The sequence below is a fragment of the Pseudomonas sp. DW-iso3 genome, from assembly GCF_058725305.1.
On sequence record NZ_JBZXDZ010000002.1, the window covers coordinates 290338 to 307391 of the forward strand.

Annotated in this window: 14 protein-coding genes; 8 read left to right on the top strand and 6 right to left on the bottom strand. The window is 61.0% G+C overall.

Annotated features, from left to right (window positions below):
• Window positions 1-238 precede the first annotated feature (238 nt).
• Window positions 239-1246, top strand: coding sequence for a GlxA family transcriptional regulator (locus AC4PS7_RS07040; RefSeq protein WP_021493081.1), 1008 nt, complete (start codon window positions 239-241; stop codon window positions 1244-1246).
• Window positions 1247-1266: 20 nt separating this feature from the next.
• Here AC4PS7_RS07040 and AC4PS7_RS07045 read toward each other — a convergent pair whose 3' ends face one another.
• From AC4PS7_RS07045 to AC4PS7_RS07065, 5 genes are all read right to left on the bottom strand, one after another.
• The gene (locus AC4PS7_RS07045) at window positions 1267-2505 is read right to left on the bottom strand and encodes an FAD-dependent oxidoreductase (protein WP_183704060.1); all 1239 of its coding nucleotides are present in this window, start codon (window positions 2503-2505) and stop codon (window positions 1267-1269) included.
• Between the two features lie 3 nt (window positions 2506-2508).
• Window positions 2509-4080, bottom strand: a complete 1572-nt coding sequence (locus AC4PS7_RS07050) for an aldehyde dehydrogenase (NADP(+)) (RefSeq protein ID WP_492179250.1) — start codon at window positions 4078-4080, stop codon at window positions 2509-2511.
• Between the two features lie 61 nt (window positions 4081-4141).
• Window positions 4142-5089 (bottom strand): dihydrodipicolinate synthase family protein, encoded by a 948-nt coding sequence (locus AC4PS7_RS07055; protein ID WP_010210276.1) that lies wholly within the window; start codon window positions 5087-5089, stop codon window positions 4142-4144.
• 42 nt (window positions 5090-5131) lie between these two features.
• Window positions 5132-6058 carry a 4-hydroxyproline epimerase gene (locus AC4PS7_RS07060; protein ID WP_492179251.1) on the bottom strand — a complete coding sequence of 309 codons (927 nt, stop codon included), beginning with the start codon at window positions 6056-6058 and terminating at the stop codon, window positions 5132-5134.
• 14 nt (window positions 6059-6072) lie between these two features.
• Window positions 6073-7692, bottom strand: coding sequence for an APC family permease (locus AC4PS7_RS07065; protein WP_010210280.1), 1620 nt, complete (start codon window positions 7690-7692; stop codon window positions 6073-6075).
• 188 nt (window positions 7693-7880) lie between these two features.
• Between AC4PS7_RS07065 and AC4PS7_RS07070 the strand changes: the two genes are divergently transcribed.
• The 4 genes from AC4PS7_RS07070 (at window position 7881) to AC4PS7_RS07085 (ending at window position 12973) form a co-directional block, all read left to right on the top strand.
• Window positions 7881-8639, top strand: a complete 759-nt coding sequence (locus tag AC4PS7_RS07070) for an AraC family transcriptional regulator (RefSeq protein ID WP_010210281.1) — start codon at window positions 7881-7883, stop codon at window positions 8637-8639.
• A gap of 214 nt (window positions 8640-8853) precedes the next feature.
• Window positions 8854-10917 (top strand): maltose alpha-D-glucosyltransferase, encoded by a 2064-nt coding sequence (gene treS, locus AC4PS7_RS07075; RefSeq protein WP_044287235.1) that lies wholly within the window; start codon window positions 8854-8856, stop codon window positions 10915-10917.
• A gap of 148 nt (window positions 10918-11065) precedes the next feature.
• Window positions 11066-11842 carry a GNAT family N-acetyltransferase gene (locus AC4PS7_RS07080; RefSeq protein ID WP_492179252.1) on the top strand — a complete coding sequence of 259 codons (777 nt, stop codon included), beginning with the start codon at window positions 11066-11068 and terminating at the stop codon, window positions 11840-11842.
• Between the two features lie 12 nt (window positions 11843-11854).
• Window positions 11855-12973: an acyl-CoA dehydrogenase family protein gene (locus AC4PS7_RS07085; protein WP_492179253.1), complete on the top strand. Its 1119-nt coding sequence runs from the start codon at window positions 11855-11857 to the stop codon at window positions 12971-12973.
• Here AC4PS7_RS07085 and ppk2 read toward each other — a convergent pair.
• A complete protein-coding gene (gene ppk2 / locus AC4PS7_RS07090) occupies window positions 12970-13887 on the bottom strand; it encodes a polyphosphate kinase 2 (RefSeq protein ID WP_010210290.1) in 918 nt (305 codons plus the stop codon). The two genes, AC4PS7_RS07085 and ppk2, sit on opposite strands and share 4 nt — an antisense overlap.
• Before the next feature lie 185 nt (window positions 13888-14072).
• Here ppk2 and pstS point away from each other — a divergent pair, with 185 nt between their 5' ends.
• The 3 genes from pstS to pstA all read left to right on the top strand — a co-directional run bounded on the left by pstS (window position 14073) and on the right by pstA (window position 17033).
• Window positions 14073-15101, top strand: a complete 1029-nt coding sequence (gene pstS, locus AC4PS7_RS07095; protein WP_010210291.1) for a phosphate ABC transporter substrate-binding protein PstS — start codon at window positions 14073-14075, stop codon at window positions 15099-15101.
• Window positions 15102-15174: 73 nt separating this feature from the next.
• Complete coding sequence (gene pstC / locus AC4PS7_RS07100) at window positions 15175-16140, top strand: phosphate ABC transporter permease subunit PstC (RefSeq protein ID WP_010210292.1); 966 nt, start codon at window positions 15175-15177, stop codon at window positions 16138-16140.
• Window positions 16140-17033: a phosphate ABC transporter permease PstA gene (gene pstA, locus AC4PS7_RS07105; protein ID WP_010210293.1), complete on the top strand. Its 894-nt coding sequence runs from the start codon at window positions 16140-16142 to the stop codon at window positions 17031-17033. The genes pstC and pstA overlap by 1 nt, the downstream gene beginning before the upstream one ends.
• Window positions 17034-17054: the final 21 nt, after the last annotated feature.

Here is a 17054-nt window from a genome sequence, read left to right on the forward strand (position 1 = left end):
ATCTTGGTCATAAGGCCTCCAGAGGGAAGGGAGTTGGGATGGCGCTATTGTCCGCCCAAGTGGCGTTTCGATACAGATGCAGATAGTAAAGAAAAAACCGTATCAGATACCTCTGGCCCCGTTAAGCCGGGGGCTTTGATCGCTTAGGTTTTTTTCAAGATCAGTGCCTGAGACAGCCAACGCATTTGCCCCTAAGATGGCGCCCATTGCATCAACAATAAGAGTGGGCCAACCCTCGATGGAAAGACGTCAATTCAGCGGTGGCATGAAAGGCAAGAACCTGCGCTACCTCAACGAAACCTCACAGCCGGCGTCGGTTACCCGCGTTGGCTTCCTGTTGCTCGAACATTTTTCCCTGCCCGCATTCACCCAGACCCTCGACACCTTTGTCACCGCAAACCTGCTGCGTCCCGACCTGTTTGCCTCGCGTACTTTCGGCTGTGACGATGGCGAAGTCATCAGCGACCTTGGCCTGGTGATCCGCCCCGATGCGCGTATCGACGTGGCGGCCCTGCAAGACCTTGAGTTGCTGGTGATCTGCGGCGGCTTTCGCACGGAACTCAAGGCCAGCGAAGACTTCATCCATCTGCTGCGCGGCGCCGCCGAGCAGGGCATCAGCCTCGCCGGCCTGTGGAACGGTGCCTGGTTCCTCGGGCGTGCCGGGTTGTTGCAAGGCTACCGCTGCGCCATCCACCCGGAACACCGCCCGGCGCTGGCTGAAGTGTCCAAGGCGACCCACGTCACCAGCGAACCCTACGTGATTGACCGCGACCGCCTCACCGCCTCAAGCCCGTCCGGTGCCTTCCATATGGCGCTGGATTGGATCAAAGGTTTGCATGGCAAGGCATTGGTCGAAGGCATCGAAGACATCCTGGCCTTTGAAGAATCCCGCTACCGGCGCATCAAACCCACGGAAAACGTCAGCGTCAGCGCGCCCCTGCGTGAAGTGGTGAAACTGATGGACGCCAACCTGGAAGAACCCCTGGAACTGGATCAGCTCGCCGTCTACGCGGGCCGGTCCCGGCGCCAGTTGGAGCGGTTGTTCAAGGAACAACTGGGCACCACGCCGCAGCGCTACTACATGGAACTGCGCGTGACCGAAGCGCGTCGCCTGTTGCAGCACACCGAGCTGTCACAGGTTGAAGTGCTGGTGGCCTGTGGATTTGTCTCGCCGAGTCATTTCAGCAAGTGCTATAGCTCATACTTCGGCTATCGCCCCTCGAAGGAGAAACGGTTGGTCAAGTAGCCTGCTCGCTACAAGCGATGTCAGAACCGATCCAGGCGATAGGGCGCCACTGACGGTGCTTGGCCCGTCCTCGCCAACGCCCCAACCCACTCGGCCGTCACCGCCGCCTGGGTCAAACCCAAATGCTGATGCCCAAACGCAAGCAGCACCTTGCCGTCACACACCCGGTCAATCACCGGCAGTGAATCCGGCAGCGACGGCCGAAACCCCATCCATGGTGTTGCACCTTCTGCACTCAACTCCTCGCGAAACAATCCCTTGCTCAACCGATGCAACTGCCAGGCGCGCGCCATATTCGCCGGGCGATCAAGGCCGGCGAATTCCACCGTGCCAGCCAGGCGCAGGCCGTCGGCCATGGGCGTCATGATGAATTTGCGCTCCAGGGAGGTGACGGCAAACGGCAGGCGATTGTGTTCATGGGGCAGCATCAGGTGGTAGCCGCGCTCGGTGTCCAGCGGGACTTTTTTGCCGGTCAGGGCGGCGGTCAGTCTGGCCGAGTGGGCGCCACAGGCGATCAGCACCTGGCGCGCGCTCAGCGGTCCCTGGTCGGTGGTGAGTGAGACGCCGTGCGCGTCGACGCGGCCATCCAGCACCTGGCGTTTAAGAAATTGCACACCACTGGCCTTGGCCGCGTGCACCAGTTCGCAGACCACGTGGTAGGGATCTAGAAAGTGCCCGGTACCTGGGAAAAACAGCCCGCCCTGGAGGTTGTCGCTCAACTGCGGTGCGGCTTGGCGAATGGCGTCGCCAGACCAGAAATCCACCGGCACCTGCTGCTGTTGCATGCGCTGCTGCAAGGCATTAAGGGCGTCCCGTGAACCCGCGCGCTCAAACACCAGCAGCGAGCCGTCCTCACGCAGCAACTGCGGATGCCCGATGCTGTGCAGCAGGCGCTGCCACGCCCCCAGGCTGCCTTCATTGAGCGTGCGGATACCCGCCACGGTGCGCTGATAGCTCGCCGGGCGCAGGTTCAACAGCAGGCGCAAGAACCAGGGCAGGGCGTGCGGCAGGTATTTCCAATCCAGGCGCAGCGGGCCCATGGGGTCCAGCAGCATGCCGGGCAACCGCTTGAGGATCGACAGGTCGGCGATGGGGAACACCTGTTCGGTCGCCAGGTGCCCGGCGTTGCCATACGACGCGCCCATGCCGGGTTCCTGTTGGTCGACCACCCACACTTGCTGGCCTTGGCGCGCCAGTTGCAGGGCGCAGGCGACGCCGATGATACCGGCGCCGACCACTACGATATCGGGATCGGACATGGCCTACGCCTCCCTCTGGCCATCAAGCAGGCGCCGCAGCAGCAAAGGGTTAGCGTGCTGGAGCGCGTCAGGCAGCAGTGCATCGGGGAAGTCCTGATAACACACCGGTCGCAAAAACCGCTGGATCGCCGCCGTGCCCACCGACGTGCTACGTGAGTCCGACGTGGCAGGGAAGGGGCCGCTATGAACCATGGCATCACAGACTTCCACACCCGTCGGCCAGCCATTGACCAACAGGCGGCCGGCCTTGCGCTCAAGCACCGGCAGCAGGGCTTTGGCGCTTGGCAAATCGTCGTCGTCCAGATGCAGGGTGGCGGTGAGTTGACCTTCCAGGTGTTCGGAAACCTGATGCATCTCTTCGTTGCTGGCGCAAACGACTATCAATGAGGCTGCGCCGAACACTTCAGCCTGCAACTGTTCATTGGCTAAAAAATCCTTCGCCGGGGTCACGAAAAGGTGAGCCTGGCCCTGGTTGGGACCTTCTGCTGCCAACCCCTTCGCCGCCACCCTGGCGTGTTCAGTCAGTGCTGTCACGCCTGAATCGAAGGCCTTGAAAATACCGGGGGTCAGCATGGTCTGCGCCGCACAGGTGGGCAGCAGCTCACTGGCCGTGCTGATGAAGCGATCCAGCGCAGGCCCTTGTACGCCAATCACCAGGCCTGGGTTGGTGCAGAACTGCCCGGCACCCTGGGTCAACGACCCCACGAAGCCTTTCGCCAACCCTTCGCCGCGCGCCGCCAACGCGGCTGGAAACAGATAAACCGGGTTGATCGAGCTCATTTCTGCATACACCGGAATTGGTTCGGGCCGTGCCTGCGCCGCCTGTGTCAACGCCATGCCACCGCTGCGCGAGCCGGTAAAGCCAACCGCCTTGATCCGCGGATTGGTGACCAGTGCAATCCCCACTTCGCGGCCCGAACCGTAAAGCAACGAAAACACACCCTCGGGTAAACCACAGGCCTGGATGGCCTGCGCCACCGCCCGGCCCACCAGTTCACTGGTGCCCGGATGCGCGCCATGGGCCTTGACCACCACCGGGCAACCGGCGGCGAGTGCGGAGGCGGTATCGCCCCCCGCTACGGAAAAGGCCAGGGGGAAGTTGCTCGCACCAAACACGGCCACCGGGCCCAGTGCAATATGGCGCTGGCGCAGGTCTGGACGAGGCAGAGGCTGGCGCTGCGGCTGTGCAGGATCCACCCGCACATCCAGCCATTCCCCGGCGCGTACGGTGCGGGCGAAGGTGCGCAGTTGGCCGCAAGTGCGCCCGCGCTCGCCTTGGATACGCGCACGTGGCAGGCCGGTTTCGGCGACGGCGCGCTCGATCAGTTCATCACCCAGGGCTTCAATGTGCGCGGCGATGGCTTCAAGGAAGGCGGCCCGAGCTTCCAGCGAGGTTTCGCGGTACCCATCAAACGCCGCCCACGCCAAGGCGCAAGCCTGGGCGACATGTTCGCGGTCGCCGCCCGGATAGGCCGGTTCAATGGGGGTATCGGTTGCGGGGTTAACCGCCCGGATCGCCTCGCGATTGCCGGTAGTGGCGTGCTGACCGATCAGCATCTTGCCCGTCAGAGTCATGGGATCGTCCTGGTAGAAATGAGGGTGGCCGCTGCGAGAACCGCAGCGGCGCGCAAGGGCATCAGGCGACGTTCTGTTCCGCCGACCAGTTGGCGTACCACTGGCGGAACAGCGCGTACTGGTGTTCGGCGTACCGGCGTTGCGCCTCGCTGAGTACGTCGGTCTCGTTGAAGTGCAGGGCATAGCCCTGGTCGCCGTTCAGCACCATCAAATGCTTGTAATACAGCACCAGGTCGCAGCCTTCATCGAAGGACGACAGCACCGCCAGCGCAGCCTCCAGCTCACGGGCCTGGCGACGGGCCTTGGCATCGCCCTTGGCGGCCTTTTTGCTCAATGCCACCAGTTGCAGCACTTCCCGTGGCAAGGCGTTACCGATGCCGGTGATGGCGCCGGTGGCGTTGCAGTTGACGAAACCGTGTACCACCTGGGTGTCTACGCCGACCATCAAGGTCACATTATCGTCCTGGGAGGTGATGTGTTCGGCGGCGTAGCGCAGGTCGGCACCGCCGCCGAACTCCTTGAAACCGATCAGGTTCGGGTGTTCGCGGCGCAGTTCGAAGAACAGGTCGGCGCGGGTGGCGAAGCCGTAGTAGGGGCTGTTGTAGATCACTGCCGGCAGGTCTGGCGCGGCCTTGAGGATCGCCGAGAAGTGCGCCTTTTGTGCGGTGGCGGATGCACCACGGGACAGCACGCGAGGAATCACCATCAGGCCATGGGCGCCGACCTTGGCGGCGTGGGCGGCATGGGCCACGGCTTCGCGGCTGTTGACTGCACCGGTGCCGACGATGGTCGGTACACCGGCGGCCACCAGACGTGCCACGCCTTCCTGACGTTCGGCCTCGGTGAGCAACGGCCAGTCGCCCATGGAACCGCAGTACACCACGGCGCTCATGCCGATATCGATCAACTCGCGGCCCTTGGCGACCAGGGCGTCGAAGTCCGGCTTGCGCTCAGCGGTGCACGGGGTCATCAGGGCGGGGATGCAGCCGGTGAAGATGTTGTCGCTCATTGTTCTAGCTCCTTGGAACGTTCAGTACAAACAGGGGAGGGCTCAGATGCCCCAGGCAAAAGGGTCGCGCTCGTCGATCAGCAAGGTGCTGTCGGCGGTCATGTACGCGTTGCCAGTGATGAAGGGGCGTACGCGCTCGCCGTCCCATTCATAGTGGCCGTCGAATTGGCTGCCGGTGATGCTGGCTTGGGTCCAGGTTTCGCCGGGCTTGAGTGTGCCATCGGCGGCCAGGCAGGCCAGTTTGGCGCTGGTACCGGTGCCACAGGGCGAGCGGTCGTAGGCCTTGCCGGGGCACATGACGAAGTTGCGGCTGTCGGCCCGGTCGTCATCGGCGAACAACTCGATGTGGTCGATCAGTGCGCCGTCTGCACCGTGAATGCCTTGATCTTCCAGGGCCTTGAGCATCGCCCAGGTGTAGTCGGTGAGCGCATCCACGTTGTCCATCTGCAGGCGTTGACCATGGTCCGACACCAGGAAAAACCAGTTGCCGCCCCAGGCGATATCGCCGTAGACCACGCCGTGGCCGGGCACCTCCACCGGCACCTGTTGGTGCAAGCGATAGGCGGGCACATTGCGCAGGGTCACGGCGCCGTCTTCGTGCAGCGTTGCGGCAACCGGGCCGACGGGTGTGTCGATGGTGTGCACGCCGGGCTGGATGCATCCCAAGTGGTGCAGCGACGCGACCAGGCCGATGGTGCCGTGGCCGCACATGCCGAGGTAACCGGCGTTGTTGAAGAAGATCACACCGCAGATCGCGCCCGGCGTGACGGGTTCGCAATACAGCGCGCCGACCAGTACGTCATTGCCACGCGGCTCAAGCAGGCAGGCGCGGCGCCATTGATCATGCTCGGTGCGCAGGCTGTGCAATTGATCGGCAATCGTGGCGCCGCTCAGCGCCGGGAAACCGCTCATGACCAGGCGCGTCGGTTCGCCGCCGGTGTGGGAGTCGATCACATGCAGTCGCTTCATAAAATGCTCCTGAATCAGTAGGTCGCGGGCGTCAGCGGGGCGTGAGGCTCGTCAACCGCTTCGCTTTCATCGGCTTCGTGTTCCAGCCGTACCAGGTGAGCCGGTACGCCCGTCGCGGCGCCCCAGTAGTAAATGCCCAGTGCGCAAGCCGCGACGACTATTGTGTCGAGCGGATGGCCGATCACGCCGATGCCGCCGAAACTGCCGAGCTTGGAGAGCAGGATGGTCACCGCGTAGAAGCCGATCAGCCAGGCAGACGAGCGCACTTGTTGCTTGATGTTGAGGTGTGCGGTTGGCACCCAGCGGGCACACAGCAGGTACACCACGAACATCAGGATCTGCAGGCCGAGCAGCCAGGAAACCGTGTTCCAGCCGGACCAGTACACAATCAGCGCGGCGATGATGAACGACAGCGGACCCAGCACCGCCATGCCCTTGACCCGGAACGGCCGCGCCATCTGTGGCGCATTGCGACGCAGTGCAGCGACGGTGACCGGCGCCACGGCGTAGCTGAGGATCAAGGCTGCGGACACCACGTTGATCAGCGCTTCCCAGGACGGAAACGGCAGGGTCCAGAACACTGACAAGGCGAAGGTGAGCCATAGCGCCGGGCGGGGAATGCCGGATTTCTCATCGATACGCGTGAAAATCTTGAAGAACGTCCCGGTCTGCGCCCAGCCATACACCACACGGGGCGTCGCGTTCATGTAGATATTGCCGCAGCCGCTGGGGGAGATCACCGCGTCGGCCACCACCAGGTAGGCCAGCCAACCGACGCCCAACGCCAGGGCAATGTCCCGATAAGGCAGCGCCAGTTCCTTGCTGATCCCGGCCCAGCCGTTGGCGAGCATTTCCGTGGGCACGCCACCAAGGAAGGCGGTTTGCAACAACACGTAGATCGCTGTCGACAGCAGCACGGAAAGGATCAAAGCAATCGGAATCGTGCGTTGTGGGTTCTTCACTTCACTGGCCACCGAGATGATCGGCGTCAGCCCCAAGTAGGCAAAAATCACCCCGCCGGCCGACACCGCCATCTCGATGCCCGACAGCCCAAACGGCGCGAAACCCTGGACCTGGAAGTTCGCCGGTTTGAAGAAGGTGAACAGCACACCAATCACCAGCAACGGCACGATGAATTTGAATACGCTTACCAGATTGTTGGCGATGGCGAAGGTCTTCACGCTGCGGTAGTTGAGCACGAAGAACAGGCACAGCAGGGCGAATTGCACCAGCCAGCCAAGGGTCGTCGGGTCGCTGGAACCGGCCTTGGTCAGTTCTGGAAACCACGCCGCGGCGTATTGGCGCGAGGCGACGACTTCGATGGCCACCAGGCTGGAAAACGCGATCAGGGTGATGAAGCCCATCAAATAGCCCAGCAGCGGGCCGTGTGAGTAAACCGGGTAGCGCACAACGCCGCCGGCGCGCGGTAATGCCGCGCCCAACTCACAGTACACAATGCCCAGCAGCAGCACCGCGAACCCGCCGATGAGCCAGGAAATGATGCCCGCAGGACCCGCAATTGCAGACACGTGACTGGCTGCGAACAACCAGCCCGAACCAAAGATGGCACCCAACCCGATAAAGGTCAGGTCCATCAGGGAAAGCTGTTTCTTGAACTTGCCTTGAGCTGACATAGCGTCGCCTTCTTGTGAGTTATTGGATAGGCATGCAGTGGCCATACAGTGAACTTCCAGACGGCGGCGCGATTGATGTTTTTTGCCGGCATCGATGACGAAATCAGCACAGTTTTGCTTTCTCGACAGGGGGGGCGAGCATCGGGCAATCTGCTACCCGTGAAGGCAACCAGTGGGGATCAACCGTCATGATGCAGAGCGCGTTTGCGACCCTTTGCCAAGGGAGCAGCCCCCAAGACATCGAACAGTTATTGGGCAGTGTCGCGCAGCTATTGCCGATGCTGGACGTGATCCCCAATGCCGCGATTTTCATCAAGGACACCCACGCCCGATACGTGCTCGCCAACCGCACCCTGGTGCAGCGCTGTGGCCTCAAGCAGTTGCAACCGCTGTTGGGCAAGACCAGTGCCGAAGTCTTCCCCGCGCAATTGGGACCGGGCTACACCGAGCAGGACCGACGCGTGCTGGAGCAGGGTTTTGTGCTGGAAGATCAGCTGGAACTGCACCTGTACGGCACCCGCGAACCCGGCTGGTGCCTGACCCACAAGTGGCCGCTGTACAACCACACGGGCGCGATCATTGGCCTGGCCGGTATCTCGGTCGACCTGCAAACCGCCAGCGAAAGTCACCCGGCGTACCAGCGGCTGGCCGCCGTGGACGCGCACATCCGCGCGCACTTCAACCGTCGCGTGACCCTGGGTGAATTGACGCGGATCGCCGGCATTTCAGTGGCGCAGTTGGAGCGCTACTGCAAGCGCGTGTTCCACCTCACGCCTCGGCAGATGATCCAGAAAGTGCGGCTCGAACATGCGCACCGGCTGTTGCACACCGACCTGCCGATCACGGAAGTCGCGTTGCAGTGCGGGTATACCGACCACAGCGCCTTTACCCGCCAGTTCAAGGCGTCGACGGGGTTTACGCCGAGGCAGTATCGGGATACCCGTTAAGTATCCGGTGGGCGCTTTGCTGTGGGAGCTGGCTTGCCTGCGATGCAGACGCCCAGAGGGATCAGGTACATCCGGTAGATGCCTTCGCAGGCAAGCCAGCGCCCACATTTGATTGCGCCCAGTCTGTGAAGGGGGCTCATTCCAATGCAACGAATGGCCCACACCACCCTCATATGTTCACGAGCAATGCTTTACGACAACAGGTACCAGACTTATGACGGCGGCTGAAAAGAACCATGTGAACTGGCTGGTGGAACAATCGATGCTGCACGCGGCACGCCAGCGCGCCAGGCTCTATTCGGGCCAGGGCCGGTTGTGGCAGCAGCCATACGCGCAGACTCGGCCCCGTGATGCCACGGCCCTGTCGTCAGTGTGGTTTACGGCGTACCCGGCGTCGATCGTTACCCGCGAGGGCGGCACGGTGTTGGAGGCGCTGGGGGACGAGGCGCTGTGGCATGCCTTGTCGAAGATCGGTATCCAGGGTATTCACAATGGCCCGCTGAAGAAGTCTGGTGGCTTGAAGGGCACGCAGCACACGCCGACCATCGATGGCAACTTCGACCGCATCAGCTTCGAGATCGACCCCGAGTTGGGCACCGAGGCCCAGCTGCAGGCGTTGACGCGCATGGCGGCGGCGCACAATGCGGTGATCATCGACGATGTGATTCCTTCGCACACCGGCAAGGGCGCAGACTTTCGACTGGCCGAGATGGCGTATGAGGACTATCCCGGCCTGTACCACATGGTGGAAATTCGCGAAGAAGACTGGGCGTTGCTGCCGGACGTCGTCGAAGGCCGTGATGCGCAGAACCTCAGCCCCGCCCAGGTCGACGCGTTGCGTGACAAACACTACATCGTCGGCCAGTTGCAGCGGGTGATCTTCTTTGAGCCCGGCGTCAAGGAAACCGACTGGAGCGCGACAGACGTGGTGCAGGGCGTGGATGGCAAGCCGCGCCGCTGGGTGTACCTGCATTATTTCAAGGAGGGCCAACCGTCGCTGAACTGGCTGGACCCGACCTTCGCCGCACAGCAGATGATCATCGGTGATGCGCTGCACGCCATCGACGTGATGGGCGCGAAGATCCTGCGCCTGGACGCCAATGGTTTCCTGGGGGTGGAACGCAAGCTGGACGGTACGGCCTGGTCCGAGAGCCATCCGCTGTCGATTACCGGCAACCAGTTACTCGGCGGCGCGATCCGCAAGGCCGGCGGCTTTAGCTTTCAGGAGCTGAACCTCACCGTGGATGACATCGCGTCCATGTCCCATGGCGGTGCCGACCTGTCCTATGACTTCATCACCCGACCGGCTTACCAGCACGCGCTGCTGATGGGCGATGCCGAGTTCCTGCGCCTGATGCTGCGTGAAATGCACCGCCAGGGCATCGACCCAGGCTCGCTGATCCATGCGCTGCAGAACCACGATGAATTGACCCTGGAACTGGTGCACTTCTGGACGCTGCATGCCCATGACACCTTTCTGTACCAGGGCCAGACGTTTCCCGGCAACATCCTGCGCGAGCACATCCGCGAGCAGATGTACGAGCGCCTGGCCGGCGAGCATGCGCCGTACAACCTCAAGTTCGTGACCAATGGCGTGTCGTGTACTACGGCAAGCATCATCACGGCGGCGCTGGGCATTCGTGATCTGGAGGCGATCACAGCGGCGGATATCCAGCAGATCCGTCAGATCCATTTGCTGCTGGTGATGTACAACGCCATGCAGCCTGGGGTGTTTGCCTTGTCGGGGTGGGACTTGGTGGGCGCGCTGCCGCTGGCGGCTGAAGAGGTCGAACACCTGATGCAGGATGGCGACACCCGCTGGATTCACCGTGGTGCCTATGACCTGGTGGATCTGAACCCGGATGCGCAGCTTTCGGCGGGCCATATGCCGCGTTCGAATAGCCTGTATGGCAGCTTGAACACCCAGTTGCAGGACCCCGAATCCTTTGCCTCGCAACTGCAGAAAATCCTCGCGGTACGCCGTGCCTATGACATCGCCGCCAGCCGCCAGATCCTGGTGCCAGAGGTGGAAAACTCGGCGCTGCTGGTGATGGTCCACGAATTGCCGGCCGGCAAAGGCACACAAATCACTGCGTTGAATTTCGGTGCCACGGCGATCACCGAAACCCTGCACTTGCCGGATATTGCTGCCGGAATGGTGGTGGACATCATCAACGAGCGGGTGGAGGGCGACCTGACGGCGGAGGGGGCATTTACCATTACCCTGGATGCGTATGAAGGGTTGGCGCTGCGGGTGGTCAGCAGCTCGCCCCTCTAACGTTGACGCACCCTTTTGTGGTGAGCGCGCTCACCACAAAAGATCGCAAGTTGTTTCGGAGTTTCCTTACGTTGCCTGAATAAAGTCGCATGTTAGTGTCCTGTTCATTACGTGCCTCTTATTAGTATGGCGACTCAAAGGAACAGGAATGCGATCTCTGTCGGTATCCAGTGAAGAACAGTTAACTGCACAACTTCCGCGTGCAGCATTAGTGGTCAGTCTCGCCACTCGGCAAGAAGAAATACGTGAGGTGCAACGCCTGCGTTATCGAGTATTCACCGAAACGTTCCAGTTGTCTGAACTCGAAAATCCAGAGGCGTTGAATACCGATGAGTTTGATGACTACTGCGACCACTTGCTGGTCCGCGACGCCAGTACTTCAGCCGTGGTCGGCACCTACCGCTTGATGGGCCCGGCCGCTGCACAGCGCATGGGGCACTACTATTCGGAAAGGGAGTTCGATCTCAGTGGGTTGGCGTCGTTGCGCGCCAGGACAGTCGAAGCCGGGCATGCCTGTGTTCACCCCGAGTACCGCAGCGGCAGCGTGATCATGATGTTGTGGTCGGGCCTGGCGAAGTACATGGAACGCGAGAGTTGTGATCATTTGATGGGCTGCGCAAGCGTGAGCCTGTCCGACGGCGGCCACGATGCGGCAGCGTTGTATCGCGGCTTTACCGCGCAGAATCTGGCGCCCGCCGACTATCGCGTAACGCCCCACCTGCCTTTCCCCCTTGATACGTTCGAGCCCGGACATGTACCGCGCGTCCCCCCGTTACTCAAAGGTTATTTACGCAGCGGGGGTTGGGTCTGTGGTGCGCCGGCCTGGGATAAGGAATTCAATGTAGCGGACTTCTTTATGTTATTGCCGCTGTCGAAGTTGGACAGCCGTTATGCGCGACATTACTTGAAGCCTAAACAATCATAAGGGTTGATCAATATGTTCCTGAGTGAAGAAAGAGATGCGGCTTTAGCCTGTATTCCGGACGTGGTGGCTGTTCTAGAAAAGACCTCGCTTATTGAACTTGAACGCGGTGAGTCCAAACAACTGGCCACGTTGTTTCGAACTGTCGGCGCTCCAGGGCTTTCCATCGCCAAGGCACTTGGCGGTGGAGGGCTTAGTGCCGTCAACTTGGCCCAGGTGCATACCTGGGTCGGCGCCCATTGCCCTTCATTGGCGGTGATGATGACCATGCACCATCACACGGTGGCCGGCATGATGGCAGCCAGTCGTTTCTTTCCCGATATTCAGGGGGTGCTAGGCCTGGTCGCCCGCGACAACCTGTTGGTTGCCTCGGGTTTTGCCGAGGGCCGGGCGCACGCCAATATCCTTGAGTCCATGCTGTCCGTTGAAAAGACCGCCGCGGGTTATCTGGTGAGCGGCAGCAAGAAGCCGTGCACGATGACCCATCACTTTGACGCGATCACCTTTGGCGTCAACTACGTCGACCCGCAAGGCCAGACGCATATCGGTATCGGCCTGGGGTTGGCGGGTGATCCGAACATCCAGCGCAACAAGTTCTGGTCGGTGCCGCATTTGCAGGCAGCCGATAGCCATGAAGTGATCTTCAACAAGCTCTTGGTGCCAGAGGCGATGATGTATTTCAGTAAAGCCGTGGATCACCAACTGGACGATGTGCAGCAGGGCACCGGTGAGCACTTGTTTGCGATCTGGTTCCAGCTGCTCGCCTCGGCGTCCTACCTGGGCATGGCGTCTGCGCTGGCGTCGAAGGCATTGGCGTGCAACAAAGGTTCGCAGGATGATCGCGCAATGCTGCTGATCGATCTGCAGGGCGCCACGATGGCGATACGTGGGCTGGCGGACGCGATCGACCAGAACCGGTTCCTGCGCGCTGACCTGGCGCGCGCGCAAGCCACGCGGTTTGCCGTGCAGGAGGCGATCAACCGTATCAGTACGCGGGCGTTCGAAATCCTCGGAGGCATGGCGTTCATGTCCTCCGAGGAAGTCGCTTACCTGTTGGTGGCAACACGGGTACTGGCGTTTCATCCGACTTCACGGCTCGCCAGTGTGCCGTTCCTGTGTGAACAGCTGAGTTAGTAACGTTGCGGCACGATGAGTTCGGGTGGTGTCGGGCTGCGGGAGTAATCCTCCTGCCGCACGCGCTGCGGCAGTTCGATCACCGGTAACTCGACCTCTTCATATGGCATCTGCCCGAGCAAGTGGTGGATGCAGTTGAGGCGAGCCTTCTTCTTGTCATCCGCCTGCACCACCCACCACGGCGCTTCGGCGATGTGGGTGCGTTCGAGCATGATTTCCTTGGCCTTGGTGTAGGCCTCCCAGCGCCGACGCGACTCCAAGTCCATGGGGCTGAGCTTCCATTGCTTGAGCGGGTCGTGAATGCGGCTGAGAAAGCGCAGGTGTTGTTCCTGATCGGAAATCGAAAACCAGTACTTGATCAACTGAATACCGGAGCGGGCAAGCATGCGCTCGAACTCCGGCACGGTGCGGAAGAACTCTTCATACTGGTCCGCGTTGCAAAACCCCATGACTTGCTCGACGCCGGCACGGTTGTACCAGCTGCGATCGAACAGCACGATTTCGCCTGCGGCCGGCAGGTGTGAAACGTAGCGCTGGAAGTACCATTGGGTCTGTTCGCGGTCATTCGGCGCGGGCAGGGCGGCGACCCGGCAGACCCTGGGGTTCAGGCGCTGAGTGATGCGCTTGATGACACCTCCTTTGCCGGCGGCATCGCGTCCTTCGAACAGGATCACCACCTTGTGGCCGGTCTTGACCACCCAGCTTTGCAATTTCACCAGTTCGCCCTGCAGGCGGAACAGTTCGCTGAAATAAATCCTGCGCGCGGCTTTTTCACTGCTTTCACCCTCGTGCTCGTCAAACAGCGCGTTGAGGTCGTGCCCATCTTCGGACAATTCCAGTTCCAGCTCTTCGTCACTGTGATCCAGCAGCTCACGGTGGATGCGCTGCATCAAGGCGTCTTCTATGGAGGACATGGGGCGGAACTCGCGTGGGGGGGATGGCAAAGTCTTAGTCGCATTTTGTTACTAACCAATGACATCAAATCCCGTCATTGCGGGGGGAGAGGGGGACAAACAGGCGTTTTGCCACTCCACGTTCATAAAACCGTAACAAGATTGTTGCAGAGTTGCCGGGCCCGAAATCACAAGGATTTTCCTTAATGAAACGTCTGATGAAGTCTGCTGCACTCGCCGTTGCGGTTTCTCTCAGTGCCACCTCGGTGTTTGCTGCCGAGAGCATCCGCCTGACCGGTTCCGGTGCGAGTTTCCCGGCACCGATCTACCTCACCTGGTTCAAGGATTTCAGCAAGAAAACCGAGGGCGTCACCGTTGACTACCAATCCAAGGGTAGCGGTGCGGGTGTACAAGACTTCCTGAACAAAACCGTCGACTTCGCCGCCAGCGACTCGGCCATGAAAGACGAAGACATCGCCAAGGTGGCCGAAGGCGCGCAACTGCTGCCGATGACGGCCGGTGAAATCGTGTTGGCCTTCAACCTGCCGGGCAATCCTAAAGAGCTCAAATTGCCTCGCGATGTGTACTCCAACATCTTCCTGGGCAAGATCACCCAGTGGAACGATCCTAAAATCGTCGCCGCCAACCCAGGCGTGAAACTGCCTGACATGCCGATCACCGTGGTCGTGCGCGCCGACTCCAGCGGCACCACCGCTGTGTTCACCAAGCACTTGGCCGCGATCAACCCTGAGTTCCAGAAAGACCTGGGCGAAGGCAACACCGTCAATTGGCCAGCCAGCGACAAATTCATCAAATCGCCGAAGAACGACGGTGTGACCGCCACTGTGCGTCAGACCCCAGGCGCGATTGGTTACATCGAATACGGCTTCGCCAAACTGGCCAAGGTTGACTTTGCCCAGTTGCAGAACAAGGCCGGCAAGTACGTCGTACCGAACGCCGAAAGCGGCGCAGAAGCCCTGGCTGCGGTGAAAATGCCGGAAAGCCTGGTGGCCTGGCTGCCGGATCCGGATGGCGCCAAGTCCTACCCGATCACTTCCTACACCTGGATGATCTTCCGCAAGGACAACGGCAACCCGGCCAAAGCCAAGGCCATGCGTGAAATGGTTGAGTACAGCCTGACCGAAGGCCAGAAAATCGCCGACTCGATGGGCTACATCCCACTGCCGCCATCGGTTGTCGATCAAGTTCGTAAAGCTTCCGCCAACATCCAGTAAGGCCGCCAGGCGGTTCCCGGCATGGGCTTTCAGCCATGCCGGGAGCGTTCCCCCCTTGTTCCGGAATTAGCCAATGAACACACCTTTTGTCGTACCGGTTAACCCGGATTCTGCGTGCCAGCCACCCTCTACGAAGGATTTCCTGGTTGACCGCACCTTCCGTGCACTTGCACGCATAGGCGTAGTGCTGGTGCTGGCGCTGGTTTTTGCGCTGGTCTTCGAAGTAGGGCGCAAGGCACTTCCCGGCATGGAAAAGCACGGTTTTGATGTGCTGTTCGGCAGTGTCTGGGACGTTAACCAAGGTAAATACGGCATTCTGCCAGCTATTTGGGGCACGCTTTACAGCGCCTTTATCGCGTTGCTGATCGCAGGTTTTTTCGGCGTCAGCATGGCGATTTTTCTCACCCAGGATTTCCTGCCGGCAAAACTCGCGGCGGTGTTTCGCACCATCGTTGAATTGCTCGCCGCCATCCCCAGCGTGGTCTATGGCCTCTGGGGCATTTATGTGGTCATCCCGGCCATCCGCCCGCTTACCGCGTGGCTGAACACCGAACTGGGATGGATCCCGTTTTTCGGCACGTCCCTCAGCGGGCCGGGCCTGCTGCCGGCGGCGCTGGTACTGGCGATCATGATTCTGCCCACCATCGCCGCCGTTTCCCAGGACGCCCTCACCGGTGTGCCGATGAAAACCAAGCAAGCTGCCTACGGCATGGGGACCACGCACTGGGAAGCGATTCTCAAGGTGATGGTGCCATCCGCCGCCACCGGCATCTTCGGTTCCCTGGTGCTCGGCCTCGGTCGCGCCTTGGGTGAAACCATGGCCCTGGCCATGTTGGTAGGTAACGCGAACAACATTTCCCTTTCCCTGTTTGCACCGGCCAACACGCTGGCGGCCTTGTTGGCACTGAACTTCCCCGAAGCCGGCCCGAATGAGATTGAAGTGTTGATGTATGCCGCACTGGTCCTGATGTTTATCACGCTGCTGGTAAACATCATCGGTTCGATGATCATGGTCTACGCCCAGCGGGGTACCAAATAATGACTGATCTCTCTACGCCCATCGTCGCCATGCCGAGCCTGCAGCGGCGGTTCGAAGGCCGTGCCTTGCGCAGCCTGGTGCTGACCACGCTGGTGTGGTTCGGCGCGCTGCTGGCCGCCGTCCCGCTGATTTCCGTGCTCTACATGCTGATCACCCGTGGCGGCGCGCGCCTGAGCCTGGAAGTGTTCACCGAGCTGCCGCCCACCGGCTTCGAGACCGGCGGCGGCTTCGGCAATGCCATGGCTGGTACGTTCGTGATGGTCGGTATCGCTGCCGCCATTGCCGTGCCGGTCGGCATCCTGGCCGCGATTTTCCTCGCGGAGCTGGGGCCGGACAGCAAACTGGCGAACGCCTCGCGCTTCGCCGCGAAGATGCTCACTGGCTTGCCGTCGATTCTGGCGGGTGTTTTCGCCTACGCCTTGGTGGTGATGACCACTGGGACTTATTCGGCACCGGCCGGTGGCGTGGCGCTGGCCGTGCTGATGCTGCCTATCGTGGTGCTGACGGCTGAAGAGTCGATGAAGATGGTGCCCAAAATCATGAAGGATGCCGCCTACGGTATGGGTTGCACCCGTTCGCAGGTGATCTGGAAAATCGTCTTGCCCACCGGCATGCCGGCGATCCTGACCGGTGTGATGCTCGCCGTTGCACGTGCTGCCGGCGAAACCGCACCGCTGTTGTTCACCGCGCTGTTCAGCAACTACTGGATCTACCACGACGGCAGCCTGGCAGTCATGAATCCGACGGCATCCCTTGCCGTGTTGATTTACAACTTCTCCGGCATGCCTTTCGATAACCAGCTCGAGCTCGCATGGGCGGCCTCGTTGGTGCTGGTAATGATCGTGCTGGTCGTGAATATCGTGAGCCGTATCTTCGGCAAGCCCAAGTACTAAGAACGGGAGCACCTGAATTTT

What these genes read in the sequence shown, in the direction of transcription:
- AC4PS7_RS07085 (WP_492179253.1), top strand. Translation starts at nt 11,855, where the DNA reads ATGTTCCTGAGTGAAGAAAGAGATGCGGCTTTAGCCTGTATTCCGGAC.
- AC4PS7_RS07055 (WP_010210276.1), bottom strand. Translation starts at nt 5,089, where the DNA reads ATGAGCGACAACATCTTCACCGGCTGCATCCCCGCCCTGATGACCCCG.
- AC4PS7_RS07045 (WP_183704060.1), bottom strand. Translation starts at nt 2,505, where the DNA reads ATGTCCGATCCCGATATCGTAGTGGTCGGCGCCGGTATCATCGGCGTC.
- AC4PS7_RS07050 (WP_492179250.1), bottom strand. Translation starts at nt 4,080, where the DNA reads ATGACTCTGACGGGCAAGATGCTGATCGGTCAGCACGCCACTACCGGC.
- ppk2 (WP_010210290.1), bottom strand. Translation starts at nt 13,887, where the DNA reads ATGTCCTCCATAGAAGACGCCTTGATGCAGCGCATCCACCGTGAGCTG.
- pstA (WP_010210293.1), top strand. Translation starts at nt 16,140, where the DNA reads ATGACTGATCTCTCTACGCCCATCGTCGCCATGCCGAGCCTGCAGCGG.
- AC4PS7_RS07060 (WP_492179251.1), bottom strand. Translation starts at nt 6,058, where the DNA reads ATGAAGCGACTGCATGTGATCGACTCCCACACCGGCGGCGAACCGACG.
- AC4PS7_RS07080 (WP_492179252.1), top strand. Translation starts at nt 11,066, where the DNA reads ATGCGATCTCTGTCGGTATCCAGTGAAGAACAGTTAACTGCACAACTT.
- pstC (WP_010210292.1), top strand. Translation starts at nt 15,175, where the DNA reads ATGAACACACCTTTTGTCGTACCGGTTAACCCGGATTCTGCGTGCCAG.
- AC4PS7_RS07070 (WP_010210281.1), top strand. Translation starts at nt 7,881, where the DNA reads ATGATGCAGAGCGCGTTTGCGACCCTTTGCCAAGGGAGCAGCCCCCAA.
- AC4PS7_RS07040 (WP_021493081.1), top strand. Translation starts at nt 239, where the DNA reads ATGGAAAGACGTCAATTCAGCGGTGGCATGAAAGGCAAGAACCTGCGC.
- AC4PS7_RS07065 (WP_010210280.1), bottom strand. Translation starts at nt 7,692, where the DNA reads ATGTCAGCTCAAGGCAAGTTCAAGAAACAGCTTTCCCTGATGGACCTG.
- pstS (WP_010210291.1), top strand. Translation starts at nt 14,073, where the DNA reads ATGAAACGTCTGATGAAGTCTGCTGCACTCGCCGTTGCGGTTTCTCTC.
- treS (WP_044287235.1), top strand. Translation starts at nt 8,854, where the DNA reads ATGACGGCGGCTGAAAAGAACCATGTGAACTGGCTGGTGGAACAATCG.